This window comes from Nocardia pneumoniae NBRC 100136 (assembly GCF_000308755.1).
Lineage (GTDB): Bacteria > Actinomycetota > Actinomycetes > Mycobacteriales > Mycobacteriaceae > Nocardia > Nocardia pneumoniae.
Window position 1 is genome coordinate 142,237 of the sequence record NZ_BAGF01000079.1, and the last position, 25,429, is coordinate 167,665.

Below are 25,429 nucleotides of genomic sequence, written 5' to 3' on the forward strand. Positions count from 1 at the left end.
TTGCGGCAGGGTGAACGGCGGAGTGGCGAAGGTACACCTAGTTCACTCGACGGCTTCCGCGGATTGGGCGCGCCTGCGGACGCGGCGCGCCGCGGCGACCATGTTCCGCAGCGACGGCTCGAGCTGCCAATAATGGCGAGTCTTCAGGCCGCCGTCCGGATTGGCCCACAAACGGTGCGGCGTCACCGCTTCCGCTGCCGCGGTGAGCAATTCGTCCAGCTCGTCGATGTCCGGGATGCGCGCGGACCGGCTCTCGTACACGCCGGGGCCGACGCCGTGGCTGAGTCCGTGCCCGGAGGCGCAGTCCTCCTTCAGCGCACGCAGCACCCACTCGATGGAGCGGGTCGCCACGATCGCGGTGACGTCGGCGTCGAGCTCCTCGATCGCGTCGACCACCTCGGCGCGGCCGGAATAGCCGATGTGCGTGTGGATCTGGGTCTCGGCCTGCACACCGGAGGTGGCCAGCCGGAACGCGCCGACCGCCCAGCGCAGGTACTCCGCCCTGCCCTCGGGACGCAGCGGCAGCATCTCCCGGATCGCGGGCTCGTCGACCTGGATGATCGAGATGCCCGCCTTCTCCAGGTCCACCACCTCGTCCCGGATGGCCAGCGCCACCTGGTCGGCGGTCTCGTGCAGCGGCTGGTCCTGCCGGACGAACGAACGGGCGATCATGGTGACCGGTCCGGTCACCATGCCCTTGACCGGCTTGTCGGTGAGCGACTGCGCGTAGCTGATCCACTCCACCGACATCGGCGCTGGCCGCGACACGTCACCGTAGAGGATCGGCGGACGCACACACCGCGATCCGTACACCTGCACCCAGCCGAAATGGGTGGTCGCGAAGCCATCGAGCAGCTCGGCGAAGTACTGGATCATGTCGTTGCGCTCGTGCTCGCCGTGCACCAGCACGTCCAGCCCGATGTCCTCTTGGAGCCGGATCGTCGCCTCGATCTCGGCTTCGATCCGCTTGCGGTACTCCTCGTAGGACAACCGCCCCTCACCGAGGTCGTAGCGCGCCTGACGGATCTGTGTGGTCTGCGGGAAGGACCCGAGTGTGGTCGTGGGCACCGGCGGCAGGTTCAGCTTGCGCTGCTGCGCTTCCCGGCGGACTTCGTAGGGCTCGCGCGAGCGCATCTCCGACGTGATCGCGTACACCCGTTGCCGCACCGCGTGCTTCTGCTTGAAGTGCACTTCGGTGGGCCGCTTGCGCCACTTCTCCGACGGACCCTCGGTGAGCGCCTTGGCGAGCGAAACCACTTCGCCCACCTTTTGTTTCGCGAACGCGAGCCGGTCGGCGACATTGCCCTCGATGTCGTATTCGATGAGCAGGTCGTAGGGCACGTGCAGCAGCGTGGTCCCGGTCGAGACCACCAAATCCGGACACACCTGAGCGAGTTCGTTGAGGTATTCCAGCGTCACGTAGCGGTCGGCGCGCCACACGTTGCGGCCGCTGATCACGCCCGCGTAGAGGCGCTTGCGCCGGATGCCGGGGACCTTCGCCAGATCCTCCGGACGCATCCGATGACTCGCCAGATCGAGGCCGATCGCCTCGACACCGGTACCGGCCAGGATGGTCAACGCCTCACCGAAATCGCCGTACTGCCCGGTGACCAGCATGCGCGGACGCAGCGGCGCTTTGGACAGCCGGTGGTAGGCGGCCTCGAACGCCGCCAGCTCGGCGGGCGTGCGCTCGCTGGTGAACGCGGGCTCGTCCAGCTGCACGCAGGTGGCGCCGCGCTTGGCGAGGATCTCGAACAGCTCCTCGTAGACCGGCAGCAGCTTGTCCAGCAGGCTCAGGGTGTCGAACCCGCCCGGCTCGCCGGGGATGTGCCCGGCCTTGGACAGCAGCAGCAGCGACACCGGACCCAGAACAACCGGCCGCAGTTCGATGTCTTGCTGCTTGGCCCGGTCGAATTCGTCCAGCAGCGCCTCGGGATGCAGCGAGAACTCGGTGTCGGCGTCCAGTTCCGGCTGACGGTAGTGGTAGTTCGTGCCGAAGAACCGGACCAGCTCCAGGGGCGGCAGATCCGGGCGGCCGCGCGCCATCAGGAAGTAGAAATCCAGCGGGTGCATGCCCTCCCGGTACGGCTCGAACCGCTTGGGCACGGCGCCGAACAGCAGCGCGTTGTCCAGCACGTGGTCGTAGAAGGAGAAGGTATTGCCAGGGACCTGGGTCAGGCCCGTCGCGGCCAGCTCGTTGAACTGGGTCTCCTGGATCTCGCGCCCGACCGCCAGCAGTTCGTCGCGGTCGATACCACCGTGCCAGTAGGACTCCAGCGCCCGCTTGAGCTCGCGGTGTGGTCCGATCCTGGGATAGCCGAGAATGCTCGACCCGTAGCCGTCGGTCACGTTCACCATGAGCGGGACACTCCCTTTCGGTCACCTGGGCGGTATGCCCTGGATATTCGGCCGAGCCGCTCCCACGACCCGGCCTTCTTGGAGCTTATGCCGATAGTTGCCACCGGCTGAGCATCACCAAGTTCTAGCTGATTCCTCGCACTCACCGAGGTCCGAGCACCATCGGCGCGCAGACCTCGCCAGCGAATCGCGGACAACAAACGCCCGATCTCCACCTTCCCCGCCCGGTCGGGTGCGAGTCTTACGAGCACCGTTCGCGGCCCGTCTCGCATCCGAGCGGCCGAAGCGCATGCGCCGCAGGCGCGAGTCTCGGTCGCTCGGATGCGAGACTTCCCGGGGCCGCGAACACGCCGCGCCGCAGGCGCGGCAATCAGGCACGGTACTGGTAGAAGCCCGCTCCGGTCTTCTTGCCCAGCAGCCCGGCCTCGACCATGCGCATGAGCAGCGGCGGGGCCGAGTACAGCGGCTCCTTGAACTCCGCGTACATCGAGTCCGCGATGGACTTCACGGTGTCCAGGCCGACCAGGTCGGTCAGCGCCAGCGGGCCCATCGGGTGGGCGCAGCCGAGCACCATGGCCTTGTCCACGTCCTCCTTGGTGGCGAAGCCGGATTCCACCATGCGGATGGCCGACAGGAGGTAGGGCACCAGCAGCGCGTTGACCACGAAACCGGAGCGGTCGGCCGAGCGCACCACCTGCTTGCCGAGCACGTCGCCGGCGAAGGCCTCGGCCCGTGTGGAGACCGACTCGCTGGTCTTGAGCGTGGTGACCAGCTCGACCAACGGCAGCACCGGTACCGGGTTGAAGAAATGCATGCCGACCACGCGCTCGGGGTTCGCCGTCGCGACCGCGATCTTCATGATCGGGATGGAGGAGGTGTTGGAGGCCAGCACCGCCGACGGGTCGGTCACGACCTTGTCGAGTTCGGCGAAGATGCTCGTCTTCACCTTCTCGTCCTCGAGCACCGCCTCGACCACCAGCTGGCGGTCGGCGAAGTCGCCGAGGTCGGAGGTGAAGCGCAGCCGCCATGCGGCCTGTTCGCGCTCGCGCTCGGTGATCTTGCCGCTGCTCACGCCACGATCGAGGGATCGCAGGATGCGGGCGCGGCCCGCGGCAGCTAGTTCCCGGGTCTGCTCGTACACCAGCACGTCGACGTGCGCGCGTGCACACACCTCCGCGATTCCTGCGCCCATCTGTCCGGCGCCGATGATCCCGACGCGTTGGATCTTTTCGCTGCTCACGTCCCGCTCCTGCTGGGTTGTCTGGCTCTGGGGTGGCTGGTCTGCGAAGGTGCCGCTCCGGTGTGAGCGAGCGCCCTTCGCTGGTCCAAGGTATAGGGATGCCCTCCCCGCCGGGGCTGTTCAGCGGGGAGGGCAGTACACCCCTACCGGAGTAGAGGATGGTCGGTATTCACGTCGGGAAACCTCGCTTCCCTCGGTGCCGACGGTCGGCTCAGTGGAACTGACCCTCTTCGGTGGAGCCCTTGAGCGCCGCGGTGGAGGTGTTCGGGTCCACGGTGGTGGCGATGGTGTCGAAGTAGCCGGCGCCGACCTCACGCTGGTGCTTGATGGCGGTGAAGCCACGCTCGGCGGCGGCCTTGAACTCGCGCTCCTGCAGGTCGACGAAGGCGGTCATGCCCTCGCGGGCGTAGCCGTAGGCCAGGTCGAACATGCCGTAGTTGAGCGAGTGGAAGCCGGCCAGGGTGATGAACTGGAACTTGAAGCCCATCGCGCCGAGCTCACGCTGGAACTTCGCGATGGTCGCGTCGTCCAGGTGGGCCTTCCAGTTGAAGGACGGCGAGCAGTTGTAGGCCAGCAGCTGGTCCGGGAACTCGCCACGGACGGCCTCGGCGAACTTGCGCGCGACCTCGAGGTCCGGCACGCCGGTCTCCATCCAGATGAGGTCGGCGTAGGGGGCGTAGGCCTTGGCGCGCGCGATGCAAGGCTCGATGCCGTTCTTCACACCGAAGAAGCCCTCGGGGGTGCGGGTGCCGTCCAGGAACTCACGGTCGCGCTCGTCGACGTCCGAGGTGATCAGGGTGGCGGCCTCGGCGTCGGTGCGGGCGATGATCACCGACGGGACGTCGGCGACGTCGGCGGCCAGACGCGCGGAGGTCAGGGTGCGGATGTGCTGCTGGGTCGGGATGAGCACCTTGCCGCCCAGGTGGCCGCACTTCTTCTCGGAGGCCAGCTGGTCCTCCCAGTGCACACCGGCGGCGCCGGCGGCGATCATGGCCTTCTGCAGCTCGTAGGCGTTCAGCGCGCCACCGAAGCCGGCCTCGGCGTCGGCGACGATCGGGGCCAGCCAGTTGGAGACGGAGGTGTCGCCCTCGACCTTGGCGATCTCGTCGGCGCGCAGCAGCGCGTTGTTGATGCGGCGGACCACGGCCGGAACCGAGTTGGCCGGGTACAGCGACTGGTCGGGGTAGGTGTGGCCGGAGAGGTTCGCGTCACCGGCGACCTGCCAACCGGACAGGTAGATGGCCTTCAGGCCAGCGCGGACCTGCTGGACCGCCTGGTTGCCGGTGAGGGCGCCGAGGGAGTTGATGTAGTCCTCGTTGTTGACGAGATCCCACAGGATCTCCGAGCCGCGGCGAGCGAGCGTGTGCTCCTCGACGACGGTGCCCTGGAGCTTCACCACCTGCTCCGCGGTGTAGTTACGGGTGATGCCCTTCCAGCGCGGGTTGGTGTCCCAATCCTGCTGGATTTCCGCAGCGGTCTTCGGGGTGCCGGTGGTCGACATCTGTGACTCCACTTCCTCGTTCAGTCGAATGCCCAACGCTCGAGCTGGTGGACAACTCGAACTGCTGGAGCGGCAATTCGCAGGCTTGCTATGGCCTGGGGATGTACTTCCACACGATGGCACACGAAGAAATGGCCGTCTACCTGTTGCTAATGCGAATCTGAGCTAGGTTTGCCGCCCTCTTTGCTAACTCTGCAAAATTTGCCACTGAATTGCAAAGGTCGAATCTACCCGCCGGTAGCCCTGACGTGCGGTTTTAGCGTAACGCTCGTACTGTTACCGGAACGCCAGCGGGGCCACCTATCGCGGGCCGCCGATTCCCGACTGTGAGCACCTTCACAAGTTCGGGCGGGTGCCGTTCGTGTGTGCCACGCCACCGCGATGCGTCGCCGATCCAACTGGGTCACGAGCGTCCCGATCCGCGGACAACTGCACGCCGCCCAAGGGACTCCGCTACGACTCCCCACGGAGGCCGATACCAAGGACCTCGCACACCTTCGCGGCATAACCGGCCGGGTGCGTCAGGTTCCCGTTGTGCCCGCCGGGAAATTGCACAACGACCCCATCGCGCAACGTCGCCAACTCCAGCGCGCACTTGTAGTCGAAGACATGCCGCGCGGTCGTACGCCCACAAGCGGAAACGATGCGGACCGGAGACCGCCGCAAGCGGGCGGCGTCGAGGTGGTCTTCCCGAATCGCGGTGAAGTCATGGCCGAGGAAGTACTCGAAGTTCGCGGCTCGCTCGGGTCCGAGCTCAGGCGCGGTCACACCGGGTTCCCGGTCCGCACTCGCCGGATCGATCCCGAGCGAGCGCACCATCGGCGCCAGCGCGGCACGCCAGCCGTCCCGGACGAACACTTCCTGACAGCGTTCGAGTTCCATCAGGTGCTGGGCACGGTCGGCCGCGGCGAGCAGCCACGGCGCGACGGGCTCGTGCGCGATGAGCGTGTGCAGCCGATCCGGATGCCGGACGGCCACGTGCAGGCCGATGACCGCGCCCATGCTGCATCCGAGCATCCGGACCGGCTCATCCGTCACGGCGCCGAGCAAGCGATAGACGTCATCGGCGTGTGTCGCGATCAATGCGGACCGCTGGGTATCGCGCGGAGCGCTGCGCGACAGGCCGCGCCGGTCGTAGGTGACGACGGTGAAGTCGTGTTCCAGATGCCGAACCAGATCCTCGCTACGCCGCGCGTCGCCCTCCCCGCTCTGTGCGATCAGCAACATCGGGCCACTGCCGCGCACTTCGTAGTACAGCTCGGCGCCGGGGACTTGGAGGACGTGTGTGGAAATCGCGCTCATGCCGAGCACACTAATCAATCAGTACTGATACATTAATGGTGATGTATCTAATCTGATGTATCGTGGGTGCCATGGACGGAGTGGAGCTGTTCCTCTTGGGCCGGACCCTGATGAAGATCGGCGAGCAGGCGCTGCCGACCGAGGGACTGGGCGGCGGGCACCGACCGGTACTCATCGTGTCCAGCGACATCCTCGAGCACCCGGACAGCACGGTGGGCGAGATCGCCGCGCGCACCGGGCTGCCGCAGAGCGCCGTGTCCACCGCCGTGGCTCGGCTCAGGGAGGCCGGTTCGATCACCACGACGATCGACCCGCGCGACCGGCGGCGCTCCCTGGTACGCCCGGCCGACCGGGTGTCGCCGCGGGTAGCCGAGGTGCGTGCGACGCCCGTGGACAATGCGGTAGCGGCGGCACTTGCCGACGACGACCCGGCCGCCGTGCGCGAGGTGCTCGACGCACTCGCCACGCTGGCTCGCCACCTCCGGCCGCGGGAGGCCGGAAACGGCGGCCGCGGGAGGCGCTCCACTTAGGACGAGATGCCCAGGTGCGTTCACGCCTTTGGCGCGGTGCCCCTGCGGGTGTGCCGGTTGCAACGTTTGTGCAACCCCGTCCTCGTGTCTGGTCTCGACTGTCCGCAGCACGTCACAGTGTGCGAATAGACAGATGTCACCGGATCAGAGACGGAACCGGGCCGCTGCAACGCCGCCCCTCTGGATTCGGGGGAATTCGACCGAATCAACGGCAGCTGAGGATGGATGCGACTCTCGGTACAACTGGTGCGGCTGATCGTCCTGCCGACGTCGGACTTCGGAGTGTAGCGGTGCGAGTGATGGACGAACTGCCTGCGACGCGGCGTGGCCGCGGCCGCACTCTGCCGACGGAGGGGACGACCGCACTCGACGCGGGCCCGCTGTTGTCGGCAAAGGAGTTGCTGTGCGCGATGCGCGGGAATTACGTGGGCGACCACCCGCTGGCGCGGTGGGCACACCGGCTCGCCGAGCTGCATCGCCTGCGACGACTCGACGGCAGCGGCGAGAAGCGCTGTATCCGTGCGGATCTCGTGCACGCGATCGACGTTTGGGCCGAGCACAATGTGCCGCAGCATCGCCACGGTGCCGCAATGCATACCGAGACGCTCGGGTCGGTGATCGACCGCATCGCGGACGCCCACTCGCGCGCCACCACCGTACTGATGGCTTGCCGGACAGCAGCGGATCCTCATGTACATGCCGCATGGCACCGGCTGGCCGAACTAGTCGATGGATACAACGATCTGGTCGCACAAGTGACCGACGGGCTGCGGCGACTGCCGGCACCGGCAGGAGAGAACTGGTGACCCTGCGACCAGACCAGGGCACGCTCCCGGGTCGGGAGGCGCTGTTGGCGGCGTGCCGTGGTTGGCCGCCGACAACCGATAGCCCGATCCTGGCGGCGGCCGTTGAACTGTCTGAGCTGCACGAGATCCGGATGAGCCGACCGGACGGCGATGCAAGGCAGATCGATCGGGCGCGGCTGCGGTGGGCAGCCGCCATCGACTACCTGGTCGCCTCGACCACACCGGCGCCGTCTCCCGGTGCACCCTTGCACACCGAGACACTTGGACAGATCATCGACCGAATGGCCCAGCTCACGGCACACGCGTTCGCCATGCTGATCGACGGACTGGAGATGCCGCTCCACGACATCCATACCCAACTAGACGATCTGGCGAAAGGCTATGAAGATCTCGCCGCCGAAGTGCTCGCCGGAACCAGACGCCTCCCGGTCCGTGACCCCCGCCGATAGTGGAGAAACGGTTGTAGGCGAGGCTGTCACGCGCAGGTCCCCATCAGGGGGAACCGTTCTTTCCGCCACTAAGATCGGCCACTCCATCAAGTGGTATCGAATCAGGGAATTCAGCAATGATTTTCAGCCCGCAGCCGCAGCCGCAGGTAAACCAGCAGTCGCAGGTGCGGGTGCCGGAGGAGGCGGGTGAGAACAGGCTGGCTCTGGCCGCGGTAGCGGACAGCTTGCTGGTGTTGTTCGTCGGTCTCGGTGTGTCTCAGCGCGTCTTCCCCGACACCGATGGCGCTCTGGCGTTTCTCGCGGCCTGGGTCGTGTGCGTGCTCGCGCTGTCCTTCGTCAACCATGTGATCGGCACGCTCCTGTTCCGGGGTAGTGCCGCCAAGCTGCTCTTCGGCATGCGGGTGCTGCGGTGGAAGGACGGGCGACGCCCGCGCTTCTGGCAGACGCTGTGGCGGTGGCTGTTCGGCTTCGTTTTCATCGCCTTGCAGTACGTCTTGGAGGGCGAGAGTGTGGGGCAGGCGTGCGGCCTGCGAACTGTGCGCAGGCGTGATGAGCGGCGCCGCACGCCGTGAACGCCACGCTAGCAGGCCATTTCGCGCCCACGGCACCAACGAAATAGGGGCATGGACCTGATAGCGCGCGGTTCGCGGGCCTCCTAGAGTCGGTGGCGGGTTCGGGCCGTTACGGCCGATCGATGCTGTGCGCGATAGTCCTTGCGCCCGTGGGTAGTCCAAAGAAAGTCCAGAGAGAAGGAGAATCCGTGAAAGCACGTACTTTGCTCGGTTCTGTTGTCGCCGCGGCGGCGGTCTCGATGGCGGGCAGCGCGGTCGCCGCCGCCGCGCCGACGCAGATCGCGAATCAAGACCCGGCCGAATATCTCGTCGGGGACACCGTGTACTTCGCCTATGCCAGTTCGAACTGCGCTATCCGGCCGAATGGTGATGTGGGGTGCGATATCCCCTTCGGCACGAACCTGTACGGCTTCCCCATCTACGACCTCGCCATCGATCTGCCGTTCCTGCCCGCCCATCCGACCTTCGGCCTGGTCGGCGCACACGGCCGCCCCGGCAGCCAACCTATCGCCGGAACGATCAACTACGCGGGCGCAAGCTGCACCGGCGGCGGCCGAGGCGCGCTGACCTGCACCTCGAAGGGCCACAGCTTCAGCTTCGGCTGGTCGGGCACCCAGATAAGCTGACGGTCCGGACCTCCACCCGCACCAGCCGTGTCCTGAAGGCGATGACCGGGTCGAGGATCGGTTCCGTGATGTCCGGGTGTGCCGCGGCTGCGCCGAGCTCAAGACGTGAAGCCTGCCGGATGCTTCTTGCGCCAGTGTTCGGCGATGTCGATGCGCCGGGTGATCCACACCTGGTCGTAGGACTGCACGTGGTCGAGCAATCGCTCCAGGGCCGCGGTGCGGGCGGGTCGTCCGATCAGGCGGCAGTGCAGCCCGATCGACAGCATCTTCGGGCTGCCTTCCGCGCCTTCCCGGTAGAGCACGTCGAAGGCGTCGCGGACGTGGGCGAAGAACTGTTCGCCGGTCGGGAAGCCCGCGGGCGAGGCGAAGCGCATGTCGTTGGTGTCCAGGGTGTAGGGCACCACCAGGTGGTCGCGGTCGTGGACGCGCACCCAATACGGGAGATCGTCGGCGTAGGAATCGGCGTCGTAGACGAACCCGCCGTGCTCCACCACCAGTTCCCTGGTGTGCGGCGAATCGCGTCCGGTGTACCAGCCCAGGGGCGCCGCGCCGGTCAGCTCGGTCAGGATGCGCACGGCCTCGGCCATGTGCGCGCGTTCGGTGTCGCGGTCGGTCAGCTGATAGGACTTCCAGCGCAGCCCGTGACAGGCGATCTCGTGGCCGAGCTCCTGGAAAGCGGCCACCGCCTCCGGGTTGCGTTCCAGGGCGCGGGCGACGGCGAAGACGGTCAGCGGCAGCCCGCGGCGTTCGAAAACGCGCAGCACCCGCCACAGTCCGGCGCGAGAGCCGTATTCGTAGAGCGATTCCATGCTCATATGCCGGTTCGGGAACGCTTCCGCCGGTGTCATTTCCGACAGGAACGTCTCGGAATGCGCGTCCCCGTCGAGGACGTTGTTCTCGCCGCCTTCCTCGTAGTTGAGCACGAACTGGACCGCGATCCGCGCGTCGCCCGGCCATTGCGGGTCCGGCGGGTTCGGGCCATAGCCGACGAAATCCCTGGCCTGGCCGCTCATGCGCTCTCCCTTCGGCCATGAGCGCAGCACTCCGCGGTCACGCTCCGCTGCCGCCTCCGGGCCTGAACGCGCATGCCGATGGTTCGCTCGCTCATGCCTGCACCTCGCTGACGCTCCGCTCCGGCACGAGCGAAGGCTCGGCTGTGTCGATGATTCGCTCGCTGCGCACGCTCATCCGCCGAGCTCTCCGTAGAGCCGCAACCGCGCCAGCCCGCCATCGGGGTAGATGTCCAGGCGGACCTCTTCGACCGACGCGGCCATCGGCGGAATCGGGAACCGGTGTCTGGTGTCGGGCTGTAGCGCGGTGCGCGGCAACAGCTCCAGTTCGGTGCCGTCGGTGGTGCGACCGGTGAGCCGGGCCGCGCCCGGGCTGTTGCCCAGGAAGTAGGAGGTATCCAGCTCGGCGAGGCGGATCAACCCGGGTCCGGCCAAGCGGATGCGCACCCAGTCGTTGCCCTCGTCTCTGCGGCGGGCGGTCTCCCAGCCGTCGCCCATGGAGCGGGCCAGGCCGGGGTAGAGCAATTGATTGGGCGAACTGTAGAAACGGTTGGAGCAGTCCAGCACCAGCGCGCCGTTCTCCAGCGCGGCCAGGTCCAGCGGCCCGAGACCGAGCAGTCGCGGATCGGGTCTCCCCTCGCCGTGCACCCGCAACCGCGCCACGCCGCCGTCGGGATGCATGGTCAGCTTCACATGCGTCCAGCGTTTCTCGTTCTCGACGGGGAACAGGTTGCGGCTGTCGCCCGCGACCGGCGAACGGTCGACAAGCATCACCCAATCGTCGCGTGCCGCAATGGCTTCCGCGGACGGATAGTCCTCGATCTCCAGCGCCGACACCGAGACAGCGGGCGGGTAGTTGCCCGTGAACCACGCGGTGTCGACCACGATGCCGCGGATCACGCCGGGCACGCCCAGCCGCACGATCGCGGAATCGTCGCCGGGCTGCCCGCGGTGCCTGCGGGTCTCCCAGCCGTCGTAGATCTGGCCCTTGTGGCCGAAAGTGGACCGACGGTGCTCGGCGGGGCCGGGGTTGATCAAATTCTCCTTCTCGGCGAAGAATTCGTCGTCGGCCCAGATCACCGAGCCGCCGAGCGGGCGGACCGCCAGATCCGGCAGCAGCGTGAACTCGTCGTCCAGCGCATGGTCGGCGTCGTCCGGGACCGCGCCGTTCGGAAGGCCGTTCACGTCGTCTCCTCTGGAATCGGTGCGCGCGCCGCCAGTGCGCGCAGCACCGCCTGGGTCAGTTCCGGGGCGCCCGCGGTGGGCCGGGCCCCGCAATCGATGCCGCGCAGTACCGTGGCGGCCAGCGCTTCCGCCGTGGCGGGCTCGTCCATGACGTCGCCGCCGCGCCGGGCCAGATAGTCCAGCAGCCGCGGCACCGCCACGTCGATGGCCCGGCGGAAGAAGTCGTAGGTGGCCAGCCAGCGTGTGACCAGGTGGCCGGGATGCATGTCCCAGCCCTGGTAGTACCCGCGCCGCAGGGCTCGGGCGACCAAGCGGTGATGGTTGCGCAGCGCGGCCTCGGGGTCGGCGTCGGGCACGATCTGGGTGGAGCCGTCGCACACCCACACCCCGGTCTGGGCGGCCGCGACCTGCATGACCGCCTTGGCGTAGTCGGCGGCCGGATGGTCCAGCGCCTGGTCCGGCGCGGCGACGCCACATGCCGCGGTGTAGTCGTAGGTGCCGAAATGCAATGCGCTGCACCGCCCCTCGGCCAGCGTCAGCATGGTGGCCACCGGGGCGGTGCCGTCCGCGGCGAGGATGGCCTGCGGGCTCTCGATCTGAAGTTCGAACCGCAGACTGCCCTCCGCGATGCCGTAACCGCGCTCCAGACCGACGCACAACTGCACCAAAGCTCGAACTTGCTGCGCGGCACGGATTTTCGGGACGGTGAAGACGAAACCCTCGGGCACCCCGCCCGCACTCTCCAGGACCAGGTCGAGCGTGCGCAGGGCACGGCGACGCTCACCGCTCGCCAAACCCTTCATCCGGATGCCGCTGCTCGCCGGGCGCGCTCGCCACGCTCGCGCATCATCGATGATCTGCTGCGCCCGGTGGCGTGGTGGAAACCCGTCCGGTTCGCCGGCGCCGCCGCCCGCCGCAACCGTGGCATCTCCGGCCCGCGGGCCACCGCAGCGCCGCGACCAGGCCGCGAGCACGGCGCCCGCCGCCATGGCCGCGCGGTCCTCTTCGGCATCCGCACGCAGGCCGTAACCGTCTTCGAAGTCGATGCGCAGATCCTGGACCGGGTCCTGTTCCAGCCGCTTGCGGACGTCGGGCAGCGACCCGGTTTCGTCGAGGGTGGCCAGCAGGTCGTGGTGGCGGTCGAGCAATTCGACCGCCGTCGCGCCCCATTCGGCAGGAGTCTCCTCCGCGACGCGATCGGCCGGGACGTACACCGTGTGAATCGGCTGCGACCTGCCGTTCGATCCCGGATACCTCCGGCGCAGCTCGGCGTCGACCGTGTCGAGCATCGCCTCGATCCGCGCGCGGACATGCTCGGGCACCTTGGTCATCGCGACTCCTTCTTCCGCAGCGCGGCCCAGACCCGGTCCGCGGTCATCGGCAGGCGGTCGAGGCGGACGCCGACCGCGTCGCGGATCGCGTTGGCCAGCGCGGGCGCGACCGGGTTGTACGGCGACTCGCTCATCGATTTGGCGCCGAGCGGCCCGAGGGTGTCGGCCGTCTCGGCGAAGTACACCTCGGTGCGGGGCACGTCGGCGAACTGCGGCACGTGATAGTGCCGCAGGGTCTGCGTCAGCACCACGCCGTGGTCGCTGCGCATGTCCTCGTACAGCGCGGTGCCGATGGCCTGTGCGACACCGCCTTCCACCTGCCCGCGACACTGCACGGGATTGAGCACGGTGCCCGCGTCGGCGGCCTGGACCGACTGGAGGATCCGGACCACGCCGGTGTCGGAGTGCACGGCCACACGGAAGGCGTGCACGTTGAAGCTGACCGACCTGGGGCTGCCCGCGTGCTCGGCGCGTGCTGTGAGCTCGCCGCGAGCCAGCAGTTCCGTCGCGCCGAGTAGCTGGTCGCCGCAGTGCACGCCGCCGGAGGTCAGCACGCAGTCGCGTCGCGGAACGCCGGACAGCGCCGCCGCCCTGGCCAGCAGCAGCCCATGCAGCGCGCCCGCGGCCGCGTAGACGGCCTTGCCCGCGACCACGATGCCGGTGGAGCCGAACGCGCCGGTGTCGTACTCGACCAGGTCGGTGTCGGCATGCCGGATCACGATGCGGGACACGTCGGTGTCCAGCGCGGTAGCCGCGAGCTGCGCGTGCACGGTCGTCGTGCCGTTGCCGAATTCGGCTGTGCCGACCCGGATCTCGTAGCGTCCGTCGGGCAACAGCGACGCTGTCGCCGTCGATCGGTGGCCGCGCGGCGGGATGGTGGCGATCATCGCGGCGGCCATCCCGGTGCCGACGCGCCACTGCGGGCCGGGCGCGTGCACGTCATTGCCCCGCAGCAGTGCCCGCTCGGCCAGGTCCAGGCACTGGTCCAGGCCGTAGCTGCCGAACATCAGGTCGCCCTCGTTCACCGCCGCTCCGACGAACGGATCGCCGGGCACCACGACGTTGCGGCGCCGGAATTCGAACGGGTCGATGCCGAGCGTGTGCGCGAGCTCGTCCAGCGCCGACTCGACCCCGAAGATGACCTGCCCGAGTCCGTAACCGCGGAACGCCCCGGAGGGAACGTTGTTGGTGTACACCGCTTGCGCGTCGACGCGTTTGTTGGCGCAGCGGTACAGCTCTACCGATTCACCCACGCCGTGGAACATCACGCCGCCGCTGTGGTTGCCGTAGGCCCCGGTATCCGCGAGCACATCGACCGCCAGCGCGGTCAGCACGCCGTTCGCGTCGGCGCCCGCCGTCACGGCGACGCGCATCGGATGCCGACAGGTCGCGGCGGTGAACTCGTCGGAGCGGGTGAACTCGTACTGCACCGGCCTGCCGGTCCGCAGCACGGCCAGCGCGATCAGGTCCTCGGCCAGCATCTCCTGCTTCGCGCCGAATCCGCCGCCGACCCTGGCCGCGAACACCCGTACCCGCTCGGGCGGCAGTCCGAAAACGCGGCACAGTTCGGCGCGCACCAGGAACGGGACCTGGGTACTGCATCGGATGACCAGCCTGCCCGCGTCGTCCAGCCATCCGACCCCGCCGTGCGTCTCCAGGTGCACGTGCTGCCCGCGCGGTGAATGCCACACACCACGCACGACCTGCGCCGCGGCGGCCAGACCCGCCGCCATGTCGCCCACCTCGCCGTGCAGTTCGGCGACCAGATTGCGGCCCGGATCGGCGATCCGGGCCGAATCCGGCTTGTCCGCATGCAGTTTCGGCGCGTCGGCTCGCAGTGCCTCCCGCGGGTCGAATACCGCGGGCAGGATCTCGTAGTCGACGTGTAACAGCCGAACTGCCGCACGCGCGGTCGCGACGGTGTCCGCCACCACCGCGGCCACCCGCTGCCCGACGAATCGGACGGTCCGGTCCAGCACGTAGGTGTCGTCGGGATCGTCCGTCCGCAGCTCATGGCGTGCCGTCGAGAACGCCACGTCCGGCGCGTCGGCGTAGGTGAGCACCGCGTGCACGCCCGGCAGTGCCTCGGCGTCCGCGGTGCGGATCGAGCGGATTCGGGCGTGCGGGTACGGACTCCGCAGCACGGCGATATGCAGAGGCGCGGTGGGGGGTGCGGCCCTTCCCAACCTTTTCTCCGCGGCGGAATCGGCAGTGACCTCGTCCGCTGCGACGGTGTGCGGCCCGACCGCGGTCGGGGGCACGGCGACCGCAGCGCCCATTCCGTGCCTGCTCTCCACGGCGGAATCAGCGGCGAGTTCGTCCCCCGTGGTGGTCGGGGGCGCGGCGGCCGTGTCACTTGCTTGCCGAGCGTCCATCGCGGCGGAAGCAGCGGCGTACTCGTCCGCCATGGCGGCAGGCGGCAGATCGAGGGTGAAGGGCTCGCTGCCGGTGACGATGCGTGGTCCGGCAAGGGCGCCGACTCCGGTGCCCGCGCCTCCAGCCGCCGTGACGGTCTGATCCGGCGCTATGGCTGCGGGGTCGTCCGGTATCGGCGGCTCGCCCAATGCGGCCCGGATCGCGCGGTAACCCGTGCAACGGCACAGGTTTCCCTTCATCAGTTCAGCGAGTTCGCTCTCGCGTCCGCCGAGTGGCCCCTCCGGGGCGCTACCCAATCCCGCCGCGGTGACGACCATGCCCGCGGTGCAGAACCCGCATTGGAATCCGGCGTTGTCGAGAAATCGGCGCTGCACCGGGTGCGGGTGCTCCGGCGTCCCGAGCCCGGCGGCCGTCGTGATGGAACAACCGGCCGCGCGATAGGCGGGAAACACGCAGGAGTGCACCGTCATTCCGTCGACCAGCACCGAACATGCGCCGCAATCGCCAGCGTCGCAGCCCTTTTTCACAGCCAGGTGCCCACTCTCGCGCAGGGCCGTGCGCAGGCACTGCCCCGGCCGCGCCTCGAACTCGACCGGCTTGCCGTCCACCTCGAACCTGATCACGATTGCCGCCCCCGCCCTTCTCCGGCGACCTCCCGCTTACCAGTCGCATGCCGGGCCGTGCGCAGGCACTGCCCCGGGTGCGCCTCCAACTCGACAGGCCTGCCGTCCACCACGAACCTGATCACGATCCCCCGCCCTCCTCCGGAAACTTCGCGATGGCCGCTCGCGCACAGGTACCGGCCCGGCCAGGGCTCGATTTCGACGAGCCTTCCGTCCACCACGAACCGCATCACCAGTCCCGATCCCCCGGCAACCTCGCGAACGCCGCGCGTGCGCAGGGCCGTGCGTAGACGTCGACCCGGCCGCACCTCGAGCTCGACGAACTCGGCGTCCACCTCGAAGTGCATCATGATGCGCGTTCCCGCAGTTCTCCGGCGACCTCGCGGATGAGGAGCCCGGTGACGTGCCGCCGCCACTCCGGTGACCCGTGCGGGTCGTCGAACCAGAGCGTGGGATCGATCGCGGCCATGGCGTCCCGTAGTTCGGGTTCGCTCGGCGGTGCGGCGAAGTCCAGGACGACCGGCTTGGTCGTGGCGGCCGTGATGGTGACCGCGCTGCGGCCGTCCGGATCCCGCCGTCCCATCACCACCGCGCCGGACCGGCCGAGTGGGGCGAGCGCGATCTTCCGAAAGCTGGTATGCGCCAGCAGACTCGAGCGAGGCAGGTAGATCGAGCGCAGCACCTCGCCGGGCCGCAAGGCGGTGCTTTCAGGACTGGATACGAAGTCGCGCAAGGGAATACGACGATCGACGCCGTCCGCGGCCCACACCAGCGCCAAACCGTCGAGTGCGACGAGCGCACCGAGCACCGCTCCGGCGGGTAGCGCGAGACAGACGTTGCCCCCGACGGTGGCGGTGCGCCAGATCTTGTGTGAGGCCAGCAGCGCCCGGCAGGACTGCGCGAACAGAGCCGTCCCTGGCCATTGGTCGCGCAGGACCGGCGCGCCCAGCTCCCGCCCCCGCACCGCGCCCGCGAACTCGGCCAGGGTGCAGGTGGCGGCGATCTCCAGTCCGTCGTCCACCACCTGGAACGCGGGCCAGCCCATGGTGGTGATGTCGACCAGGCGCACCAGCTGATCCTGCGGTTCGGAGAACAGGAAGGTACCCCCGGCGAGCACCGCGGCCGACTCGCCGAGCAGCGCCAGGTCCGCTCGCTCGCGGGCGATCACCACCTCGCGGATCGTGTCCAGGTCCACGTCACACCTCGTTCCTGCCTCACCGTCACGGTAGAGCCAGTCGGTTGCCGCCATATTGCGCGCGACGTACGTCAGATTGCGCGGCCGTTACCTGGCCGCGCGACGACCGCCCACGGCCGGAAGCCGCCACGGCCCAGCTTCGCGGGCGCCCGTCCGCGATCCAGAGCTCCCGCCCGCCTGCGCGAGTCGTCCGAGCCGACACTGCTTCAGTATCTCGCGTCCGGCCTGACCAGGCACGAAACCTCGCTCACCGCCGCGATTGCGCCCCGTGCCCGCTCTGCTGACCGGCACCGGACGCCGATCTCGTCAACTCACCCTCGCGCGTGCCCGAGGTATCCGATCCGAGATCACCATCATGGGCGGCATCCACCACGCGCGTCCCCCAGTTCGGTCTCGCGCACCGCCAGCAATCTCTCCGCACTACCCCGGCACATCACGTTCGAGGGCCGCTCGTCCCGCCTCCTGAACATCCCCGCCCGCGGTGTCGACGTACCGAAAACCCCGTCACGGATCGGCATGGCGCGTACCCGGCATCCCGGTCCGCGATCGTCCCGGGCCGACACCGAGAACGGCATCCGCGACACCGGAACGGTCACGCGAGAACAGGCGGTCGTGGCGCTCGGCGAAGCGCTCGAGTCGAAGCAGCGGCAGCCTCATCCCGCTTTCGCGAGCAACGCCGCCTGCGCCCGGGCCACCTCGGCGGCGACCACGTCCATGGCGACCGTGCGTACCTCGTCGTCGCGGACCACCTCGCGTCCGTTGACCAGCAGCGCGGCCAGCGGTGGCGGTGCGCCGAGCACGAGTGCGGTCACGGGGTCATCGATTCCGGCGTGCGCGGCGGTGTCGAGGCGCCACAGTGCCAGATCCGCCAGTTTGCCCGCTTCGATCGAGCCGATCTCGGCGGCGCGGCCGAGCACCCGCGCGCCGCCGATGGTGGCGAGTTCCAACGCGGTGCGGACCGTCATCGCGCGGGGTCCGCCTCGGTTGCGGGCCCACAGCAGCGCGTGCCTCGGCTCTTCGATCATCGAGCCGGACTCATTGCTCGCCGCGCCGTCGACGCCCAGCCCGACCGGGACGCCCGCGAGCACCAGGTCGGCGGTGCGCGCGATACCGGCGCCGAGCCGCGCGTTCGAGGTGGGGCAATGCGCCACGCCGGTGCCGGTTCGCGCCATGGCTTCGATCGCGTGGTCGTCGAGGTGCACGGCGTGCGCGTACCAGACGTCGGGGCCGAGCCAGCCGAGCCGTTCCAGGTACTGCGCGGGCGTGCACCCGAAAACCTGTGCGCAGTATTCCTGTTCGTCGATGGTCTCGGCGAGATGGGTGTGCAGTCGGACACCGAAGGTGCGGGCCAGCACCGCCGACTCCCGCAACAGTTCCGGCGTGACCGAGAACGGCGAGCACGGCGCCAGCGCGATGCGCAGCATGGAATCGAACGAGGGGTCGTGCCAGCGTTCGACGGCTTCCGCGCTCGCGGTGAGGATGTCCTCCAGACTCTCCACTACGTGGTCGGGCGGCAAACCGCCCGCACTCGCTCCGCGATCCATCGAGCCGCGGCAGGGATGGAAGCGCAGGCCCACGTCGGCCGCGGCGGTGATCTCCGCCCCGAGCAGGTCGCCGCCCTCCCGTGGGAACAGGTAGTGGTGATCGGTCGTCGTGGTGCACCCGGTGCGGGCGAGGGTGGCCAGCGCAGCCGTGGCGGCGACGCGCACCGCGTCCTCATCGATGCCCGCCCAGACGGGGTAGAGCGTGGTGAGCCACTCGAACAGCGTGTGATCCGTGGCCAAGCCGCGGGTTATCCACTGGTAGAGGTGGTGATGGGTGTTCACCAAGCCGGGAGTCAGCAGGCACCCGCGGCCATCGATGCGTCGCGCTCCCGCCTCGACCTCGGGGGCATCGCCCGCGCCGACCGCCTCGATCCGGTTGCCGCGCACGACGACGTAGCCGCGCGCGTACTCGGTGCGGCGCTCGTCGACGGTCGCGATGGCGCAACCGTCGATGACGGTCACCTGGTCCACGCGAGACCCGCTTCCGGTGCGTCGGCACGCGCCACGGTGGCGTGGATCAGACCGTAGGGGCGGTCGTCGGCGTGATATACCTCGCCGCGGTTCTCGATGCCGAAGCGGGCCAGGTCGTAGTCGAAATGATGCTTGTTCGGCGCGGCGAGCCGGATCTCGGCCAGCACCGGGTACGCCGCCAGCGCGGCTTTGCCCATCTCGAACAGCGTCTGCTGGAGCGCTTTCGAGTGCAGCGTCGCGAAGGTTTCCACCAACCGTGCCCGCACTCCCGTGTAGACCTCGTCCCAGTCGACGCCGTCGGTGTCGGCGAAGCGCCATTCAGCGACCAGCGAGGTGGCCAGCATCCGGTCGTCGGTGGGCGCGAGCACGGTGAAGTCGTCGGTCAGGAAACCCGCGAACTCCGAGCCGGTCGACTTCAGGATGGTCAGATCTTTCACCCCGCCCACGACCCAGGCCAGCCGATCTTCACCTTCGCCGGTGACGGTTACCGCCGCCGTGCGTACTTCGGCCCCTTGGCGCACCCAGGTGTGGTCGTGCTCGACCCCGCCGACCGAGACCCGCTGCCAGGCGTATTCGTCGACCTCGACGCGCGCGCTGGTCACCGGCTCGATATCGGTGACGAAGTGGTCGGCCAGCGCCAGCGCGTAGTCCTCGATCGTGCGCAGTCCCGGCTGTTTCGCGAAGGCGTAGGCGGTCTGCTTCTGCGTGTCGGTGGGCAGCACTTTCGTCTGGTCACCGGTGACGTACGCGTCGGCGAAATCGCCGCGCAGCACCGTGGAGACGTTCACGTCACGGATCTCGTGCCGCGCCGTCTGCCGGTAGATCCGGACGATCCGATTCTCCGCCTTGCCGTATCGGTGGTCCGACAGCACGATCGGCCCGGTCAGTTCCATGCTCGGCTCAGCTCCCTCGGTAGGTGGTAAACGCGAACGGCGACAACAACAACGGGACGTGGTAGTGCCGCTCCTCGGTGACGGCGAACGCGACGACGACCTCGGGATAGAAGGTTTCGACCTCCTGGCGCGCGAAATAGGCGCCGGTGTCGAACACCAGCCGATAGGTTCCCGGTTCGAGCGCTCCGCCCAACGTGCTGATCCGGCCGTCAGCGTCGGTTTCCCCCGAATCGAGCTGCCACGCCTGCTGGTACAGCGTCACCGTGACGCCCGCGGCCGGTACACCGCGGACCGCGTCCAGCACATGGGTGCTCAGCGCACTCATGACTGTTCTCCCAGCAGCGCGCGCAGCCGGATGCGGTTGATCTTCGCCAGTTCTGTTCGCACGACTCGCCTTTCGGTCTCGGGATCATTGCGCAGCCGAGCGGTGAGCAGCGCGAGCAGCTCTTCGGCCGACTTGCCGCTCGCGCACACCAGGTAGATGTGCCCGAACCGTTCCTCATAGGCGCGATTGCCTTCGGCGAGCGCCACGCGGACCGCGTCCGCCGCACCCGCCACCCCGGCCTGCTCCCGCGCCGATGCCGCCGAACGCGGTCGCTCCCCGATCCGGGGATGCCCCGCGAGCGCCAGCTCGAGCTCGGATTCGGGCAATCGCTCCAGCGCCGCGTCGGCGGCGTCGAGCAGCGCCTCGACACTCGGGTACGGACGGCCCTCGACCAGCGACCGCGCGAACCCCGGCGACGAGCAACAGCCGAGCACCGCTTCGTAGGCCGCCTCGTCGGACAGCGCGTCGAAGGCCGCGAGTCCGGGCCGCTGATCCGTCATCCGACCAGCATCGAATACGACCCCGCGGGCCGCCACCGGAAACGGGAGAGATCACCCTCGGCGTGTCGTCCAGGTGAACGCGGCCTGAGCAGTGGTTTTCACATCGTGCGGCGCAGACCGCCCGGTATTACCGTCATAGCCATGGCTGATCAGCACCGCCCGGCTGTCGCACCCTGTGCCGGTGTCGTCCTCGCCGCCGGTGCGGGAACACGCTACGGGCGGCCCAAAGTGCTCGCCGAGGGCGGCGCGTGGCTGCGCTCGACGGTGGCCGCCCTGCGCGACGGCGGCTGCGATCCGGTGATCGTCGTGCTCGGCGCGACCGGCCCGACGCCGCGGATCGTCGACCTGCCGCCGAACGTGCAGCACGTGTGGGCCGCCGACTGGGCCACCGGCCTCAGCGCCGCGCTCCGCGCCGGTCTGATCGCCGCGTCCCGCACTCCCGCGCGCTACGCCGCGATCATGCCGGTGGACACCCCCGACGTCGGCGCCGACGTGGTCGCCCGGGTCCTCGCCGCCGCGGTCGCGGCACCCAGCGGCCTCGCGCGTGCTGTGTTCCACGACACACCTGGGCACCCAGTTGTTATCGCGCACAAGCATTGGAACGGAGTTTGTGGGGCCGCCGCGGGAGATTCCGGAGCTCGCACCTATTTGACCGGCAGAAACGATATGGTGTGCGTCACGTGCGACGATTTGGCGACGGGGATCGATCGTGACTTTCCGGCCACGACCGCACGGTGATCGGAGCTAGCTGATGCGGGACATCATCGACGACCTGTTGCGGGTGTGGCACTCGGGCCGGACCGGTGGGCTGGCCACCATCGTGCGCACGGTGGGTTCGGCCCCGTTACCGGTGGGCTCCGCGATGCTGGTCGACCCGGACGGCGGCGTGTACGGATCGATCGCCGCGGGCGGGCTGGAGGACATCGCGTACGAGGCGGTGCTCCAGGCCGCGCGCACCGGCCGGCGCGCGCTGCACCGCTTCGGGGTGCCCGGCGGCTTCGAGGCGGGCGCGACCGGCGAGGGGATGATGGACGTCTTCACCGAACCGTTCTCCCGAAGACATTTCCCGGAGTTCCCCGATGTGGCCGCGGAGATCGCGGCGCACCGGAGGGTCACCGTCTTCACGGTGGTGTGGAACTCCGACGCCGATCTGATCGGCCAGCACCTGATCACCGACCGAAGACACCCGACCGAACTGGTCGCACTGCCGGATTCGGACGTGTTCGTCGCCTCGTTCGCCCCGCCTCCGCGCCTGATCATCTTCGGCGCCAACTCTTTCGCCGCCGCCCTCACCGTGCAGGCCAAGCTGCTCGGCTACCGGGTGACCATCTGCGATTCGCGCCCCAATTTCGCTACCCCGGAATCATTTCCGGGCGCCGAAGTCGTGGTCGACTGGCCGCACCGCTATCTCAACACCCTCTCCGCCGCCGGTGAAATCGACAGCAGCACAGCCATCGTCGTACTCTCGCACGATCCCACGTTCGAAATCCCGCTGCTCACCGTGGCACTGCGACTACCCGAGCTGGGGTACCTCGGAGCCATGGGTTCCCGTCAGGTACACATCCGGCGCATGGAGGACCTCCGGGCAGGCGGTTTCGGCGACGAGACCCTCGCCCGACTACATTCGCCCGCGGGCCTCGACATCGGGGCGCGCACGGCCCCCGAAGTCGCGGTCTCGATCGCGGCCGAACTCCTTGCCGTACGCGCCGCGCAACCGGCACGACCGATCGACCCCTACAGCGGTGAATTCCCGGTCACACCGAAAACCGCCGTGGGGCTCGGCATCTAGTTATTTCAGGCCGGGATTCTCGGCATACAGCTCGCGCAGCACGGACAGGTCGAACAACTGCTCGGCCTTGATATCGATCTTGGCGGTGCGCAGCGCGGCGATATTCTGCTCGATCAGCGCGTCGGTCATCGTGAGCAGGCCATTGGCGGCCGTGTCCGGTGAGACCACCAGGTCGTTCTGCGCGATGGCCTCTTCGGTCTGCTCGGCCACATCGAGCTTCTGATCCTTGCCGTACACCTCGACCGCGAGCCGGGCCGACTCGGCCGGGTTCGCCACCGCGTCCTTCCAGCCCTTGATCTCGGCGGCCAAGAACGCCTTCAGCTTGTCGCGCTCTTTGTCGATGGTGGACTGCGCGACCGTCAACGTCTCGGCGACCAACGGCAGGTTGAAGTCGGCGAACAGAAAGTGCGTGTTCTGGAAGCCTTTCGCGGCCAGGGTGATCGGCTCGTTGGTCACATAGCTGACCCATCCGTCGACCTCGCCGTTGGCCAGCGGGGTCGGATCGAACTGCGCGGGCACGACGGTGACGTCGCTCGGCTTCATCCCGTTGGCGGTGAGCAGTGCGTTGAAGATCAGCTGGTTGGTGTCCTGCACGCCGATCTTGCGGCCCTTCATCTCCTGCGGCGTCCGGATCGGCTTGGCCGCGGAGCTGACGATCGCGAACGGGTTCTTCTGGTAGGTGGTCGCCACGATCTTCGCGGGCAGCCCCTCCAGGATCGCCGGTGCGGTGGTCTGCGGCGCGGACAGTCCGAGCCACACCTTTCCGGTGTCCAATCCCGCTTCCACCGACGTGCTCGCCGCGCCGCCCGCGATGAGGTCGACCGCGCCGAAACCGGCTTCCTTGAAATAGCCTCTGGCGTCGGCGAAGTACTCACCCGCGAATTCGATGTTCTTCAGCCAGGACAGCTGCACCGCGACCTTGCCGTACTTCGAGCCGTCCGGGGTCGAGCCGCCCGAGGTGTCGCTCGACTCGCCGCCGCAGGCGGCAAGGGTCGCCGAGCCACCGAGCACGGCCGCGGTGAGCGAGGAGTAGCGGAGAAAGGTGCGTCGGTTCAGGTGCCCGAACGTGGAGCGTTGCACGGGTGTCATGGGCCGAATCTAAGTGCACCGCGTTTCGAATTCTTTACTTTGACGTTCCGAGCCGGAATTTGCGCGAATTTCGCCGGGCGACCGGGCGGTCAGTTTCGTCCCGCCTCCGCCCCGAAGCGGGCCAGCACCAGATTCTCGATGACGCCCACGATCGCGTACAGCACCACCGAGACCAGCGTGACGATGACGATCGAGGCCCACAGCTTGCTGTATTGGAAGGTCGGGATGGCCCGGATCAGGCTGGCGCCGAGCCCGGTCCCGCTGCCGAGCCACTCGCCCAGCAGCGCGCCGATCAGCGCGCCGGGCACCGAGATCCGCGCGGCGGCGAACACCGAGGGCAGCGCCGCGGGCACGGCGACCATGCGCAGCCCGGTCCACCGGGATCCGCCGTAGGCGGCCACCAACTCCAGCGCCTGCCGCGGCGCGTTGCGCAGTCCGGCCATGATCATCACCAAGGCGGGGAAGAACACCACGATGGCGGCCAGTACGGCGACCCCGGCCAGGCCGCGGCCGAAGACCAGCACGATGATCGGCGTCAACGCCACCAGCGGCACCGAGCGCAGCAGCATCGCCACCGGAAGGAAAGTCTGCTCCACCGCGGCGAACGACACGAACAACGCGGCGACCACCAGCGCGGCGAGCATGCCCGCGCCGAATCCGATCGCCGCGTCCCGCAGGGTGATCTGGAGATCGTCGAGGATGGCCTGACGCGCGGTGTCCGCGTTGGGCGCGGTCACCAGATAGGTCCAGATATCGCCGGGTGTCTTGCCGACCCGCGGGCCGACTTGCGGGAACGCCTTCAGGAAGACGTACCAGATCAGCAGCATCAGCAGCAGCGAGGTGCCCAGGGGGAACAGGAACCGCCCGATCCGGCGCAGCAGGTTCATCGCGCCTCCTGCGCAGTCCACGGAGCGACCAGCCGGGCGGCCAGCGCCACCAGCGCGTAGCCCAGTCCGGCCAATGCCGCAGCGGCCAGCGCCATGCCCCAGGTGCGCGGCACGTTGTAGGCGGTCTGCGCGGCGGTCAGCGCGACCCCGATGCCGCTGTCCACGCCGCCGAGGTACTCGCCGATGATGGCGCCGAGCACGGCGGACGGCGCGGCGATCTTCAGCGCCGCGAAGGTGCTTGGCAGCGCCGCGATCGCCTGGATCAGGTAGAGCTGTTGCCAGCGTCCGCCGCCGTAGGCGCGCACCAGGTCGAGGCTGGTACGGTCGGCCGAGCGCAATCCGGCGACGGTACCGACCATCGTCGTGAAGAAGCAGTACATCGCGGCGAGGAACACGGTCGGGGTGCGTCCGCCGAAGACGACCAGAATGATCGGGCCGAGCGCGAGCAGCGGCGTGCAATAGCTCAGGATCGCCAGCTGAGTGGCCAGCGATTCGATCGGCGGGACGAGCACGATCAAGACGGCCAGCGCGATGGCCAGCCCATTGCCCCAGACGAACCCCTGCAACGCACCGAGCGCGGTGATTCGGAAGTTCGGTCCGTACAAACCCCATCCGTCGGTGTACATGGTGTGCAGCACCCGCCATGGGCTCGGAATGGTGCCGCCCGCGACCTCGAATGCCGCGAGAATCCACCACACCGCGACCAGCCCGAGCACGCCCACCACACCGCCGTAGCGCTTCATGACGCACCTCCCGCTCGCCGGATGCACCGTGCGAGGGGGTGCCGCCGCACCGGCTGCATGTGCGTGCTCACCCGCTGCCACCCG

General features: G+C 68.6%; 24 protein-coding genes. 7 read left to right on the plus strand and 17 right to left on the minus strand.

The annotated features are described in order from the left end of the window. Positions 1–42: 42 nt before the first annotated feature. From metE to ON34_RS25730, 4 genes are all read right to left on the minus strand, one after another. Complete coding sequence (gene metE / locus ON34_RS25715) at positions 43–2,358, minus strand: 5-methyltetrahydropteroyltriglutamate--homocysteine S-methyltransferase (RefSeq protein WP_040784017.1); 2,316 nt, start codon at positions 2,356–2,358, stop codon at positions 43–45. Positions 2,359–2,728: 370 nt separating this feature from the next. Continuing rightward, positions 2,729–3,598 (minus strand): 3-hydroxybutyryl-CoA dehydrogenase, encoded by an 870-nt coding sequence (locus ON34_RS25720; protein WP_040784019.1) that lies wholly within the window; start codon positions 3,596–3,598, stop codon positions 2,729–2,731. A 211-nt stretch (positions 3,599–3,809) separates the two neighbouring features. Then, complete coding sequence (gene aceA / locus ON34_RS25725) at positions 3,810–5,099, minus strand: isocitrate lyase (RefSeq protein WP_040784022.1); 1,290 nt, start codon at positions 5,097–5,099, stop codon at positions 3,810–3,812. Positions 5,100–5,552: 453 nt separating this feature from the next. Then, the gene (locus ON34_RS25730) at positions 5,553–6,401 is read right to left on the minus strand and encodes an alpha/beta fold hydrolase (protein WP_051023098.1); all 849 of its coding nucleotides are present in this window, start codon (positions 6,399–6,401) and stop codon (positions 5,553–5,555) included. 71 nt (positions 6,402–6,472) lie between these two features. Between ON34_RS25730 and ON34_RS25735 the strand changes: the two genes are divergently transcribed. The 5 genes from ON34_RS25735 (at position 6,473) to ON34_RS25755 (ending at position 9,384) form a co-directional block, all read left to right on the plus strand. Then, positions 6,473–6,931: a MarR family transcriptional regulator gene (locus tag ON34_RS25735; protein ID WP_040784025.1), complete on the plus strand. Its 459-nt coding sequence runs from the start codon at positions 6,473–6,475 to the stop codon at positions 6,929–6,931. 299 nt (positions 6,932–7,230) lie between these two features. Then, positions 7,231–7,737, plus strand: coding sequence for a DUF4254 domain-containing protein (locus ON34_RS25740; RefSeq protein ID WP_051023099.1), 507 nt, complete (start codon positions 7,231–7,233; stop codon positions 7,735–7,737). Continuing rightward, positions 7,734–8,186, plus strand: coding sequence for a DUF4254 domain-containing protein (locus ON34_RS25745; protein ID WP_051023100.1), 453 nt, complete (start codon positions 7,734–7,736; stop codon positions 8,184–8,186). The genes ON34_RS25740 and ON34_RS25745 overlap by 4 nt, the downstream gene beginning before the upstream one ends. Positions 8,187–8,302: 116 nt before the next feature. Next, entirely contained in the window at positions 8,303–8,758 is a 456-nt protein-coding gene (locus tag ON34_RS33840) for an RDD family protein (RefSeq protein ID WP_051023101.1), read from the plus strand. Positions 8,759–8,946: 188 nt separating this feature from the next. Further along, positions 8,947–9,384, plus strand: coding sequence for a hypothetical protein (locus ON34_RS25755; protein ID WP_157172431.1), 438 nt, complete (start codon positions 8,947–8,949; stop codon positions 9,382–9,384). Between the two features lie 98 nt (positions 9,385–9,482). Here ON34_RS25755 and puuE read toward each other — a convergent pair whose 3' ends face one another. The 10 genes from puuE to uraD form a co-directional block, all read right to left on the minus strand. After that, positions 9,483–10,397, minus strand: coding sequence for an allantoinase PuuE (gene puuE / locus ON34_RS25760; protein WP_040784030.1), 915 nt, complete (start codon positions 10,395–10,397; stop codon positions 9,483–9,485). A gap of 171 nt (positions 10,398–10,568) precedes the next feature. Continuing rightward, positions 10,569–11,531, minus strand: a complete 963-nt coding sequence (gene alc, locus ON34_RS25765) for an allantoicase (protein ID WP_040784275.1) — start codon at positions 11,529–11,531, stop codon at positions 10,569–10,571. 44 nt (positions 11,532–11,575) lie between these two features. Continuing rightward, positions 11,576–12,910, minus strand: coding sequence for a DUF6986 family protein (locus tag ON34_RS25770; protein ID WP_040784032.1), 1,335 nt, complete (start codon positions 12,908–12,910; stop codon positions 11,576–11,578). After that, positions 12,907–15,906 (minus strand): molybdopterin-dependent oxidoreductase, encoded by a 3,000-nt coding sequence (locus ON34_RS25775; RefSeq protein ID WP_040784277.1) that lies wholly within the window; start codon positions 15,904–15,906, stop codon positions 12,907–12,909. Before ON34_RS25775 ends, ON34_RS25770 begins: the two co-directional genes overlap by 4 nt. Continuing rightward, complete coding sequence (locus ON34_RS25780) at positions 15,906–16,259, minus strand: hypothetical protein (RefSeq protein WP_040784035.1); 354 nt, start codon at positions 16,257–16,259, stop codon at positions 15,906–15,908. Before ON34_RS25780 ends, ON34_RS25775 begins: the two co-directional genes overlap by 1 nt. After that, on the minus strand, positions 16,256–17,104 hold the full coding sequence (locus ON34_RS25785) for an FAD binding domain-containing protein (protein ID WP_040784037.1): 849 nt from the start codon (positions 17,102–17,104) through the stop codon (positions 16,256–16,258). Before ON34_RS25785 ends, ON34_RS25780 begins: the two co-directional genes overlap by 4 nt. A gap of 653 nt (positions 17,105–17,757) precedes the next feature. Then, positions 17,758–19,119, minus strand: coding sequence for an 8-oxoguanine deaminase (locus ON34_RS25790; RefSeq protein ID WP_040784039.1), 1,362 nt, complete (start codon positions 19,117–19,119; stop codon positions 17,758–17,760). Further along, on the minus strand, positions 19,107–20,012 hold the full coding sequence (gene pucL, locus ON34_RS25795; RefSeq protein WP_040784041.1) for a factor-independent urate hydroxylase: 906 nt from the start codon (positions 20,010–20,012) through the stop codon (positions 19,107–19,109). Before pucL ends, ON34_RS25790 begins: the two co-directional genes overlap by 13 nt. 7 nt (positions 20,013–20,019) lie before the next feature. Further along, positions 20,020–20,337, minus strand: coding sequence for a hydroxyisourate hydrolase (uraH, locus tag ON34_RS25800; RefSeq protein WP_040784043.1), 318 nt, complete (start codon positions 20,335–20,337; stop codon positions 20,020–20,022). Then, positions 20,334–20,837 carry a 2-oxo-4-hydroxy-4-carboxy-5-ureidoimidazoline decarboxylase gene (gene uraD, locus ON34_RS25805; protein ID WP_040784046.1) on the minus strand — a complete coding sequence of 168 codons (504 nt, stop codon included), beginning with the start codon at positions 20,835–20,837 and terminating at the stop codon, positions 20,334–20,336. Before uraD ends, uraH begins: the two co-directional genes overlap by 4 nt. Positions 20,838–20,978: 141 nt before the next feature. Between uraD and ON34_RS25810 the strand changes: the two genes are divergently transcribed. Together ON34_RS25810 and ON34_RS25815 are read left to right on the plus strand one after the other, a co-directional pair. Further along, a complete protein-coding gene (locus ON34_RS25810; RefSeq protein ID WP_040784049.1) occupies positions 20,979–21,575 on the plus strand; it encodes a nucleotidyltransferase family protein in 597 nt (198 codons plus the stop codon). A gap of 13 nt (positions 21,576–21,588) precedes the next feature. Beyond that, complete coding sequence (locus tag ON34_RS25815; protein WP_040784051.1) at positions 21,589–22,626, plus strand: XdhC family protein; 1,038 nt, start codon at positions 21,589–21,591, stop codon at positions 22,624–22,626. Here ON34_RS25815 and ON34_RS25820 read toward each other — a convergent pair whose 3' ends face one another. From ON34_RS25820 to ON34_RS25830, 3 genes are all read right to left on the minus strand, one after another. After that, positions 22,627–23,715 carry an ABC transporter substrate-binding protein gene (locus ON34_RS25820; protein ID WP_040784055.1) on the minus strand — a complete coding sequence of 363 codons (1,089 nt, stop codon included), beginning with the start codon at positions 23,713–23,715 and terminating at the stop codon, positions 22,627–22,629. Positions 23,716–23,804: 89 nt separating this feature from the next. Further along, the gene (locus tag ON34_RS25825; protein WP_040784057.1) at positions 23,805–24,602 is read right to left on the minus strand and encodes an ABC transporter permease; all 798 of its coding nucleotides are present in this window, start codon (positions 24,600–24,602) and stop codon (positions 23,805–23,807) included. Further along, entirely contained in the window at positions 24,599–25,345 is a 747-nt protein-coding gene (locus ON34_RS25830) for an ABC transporter permease (RefSeq protein WP_040784060.1), read from the minus strand. The genes ON34_RS25825 and ON34_RS25830 overlap by 4 nt, the downstream gene beginning before the upstream one ends. Positions 25,346–25,429 lie beyond the last annotated feature (84 nt).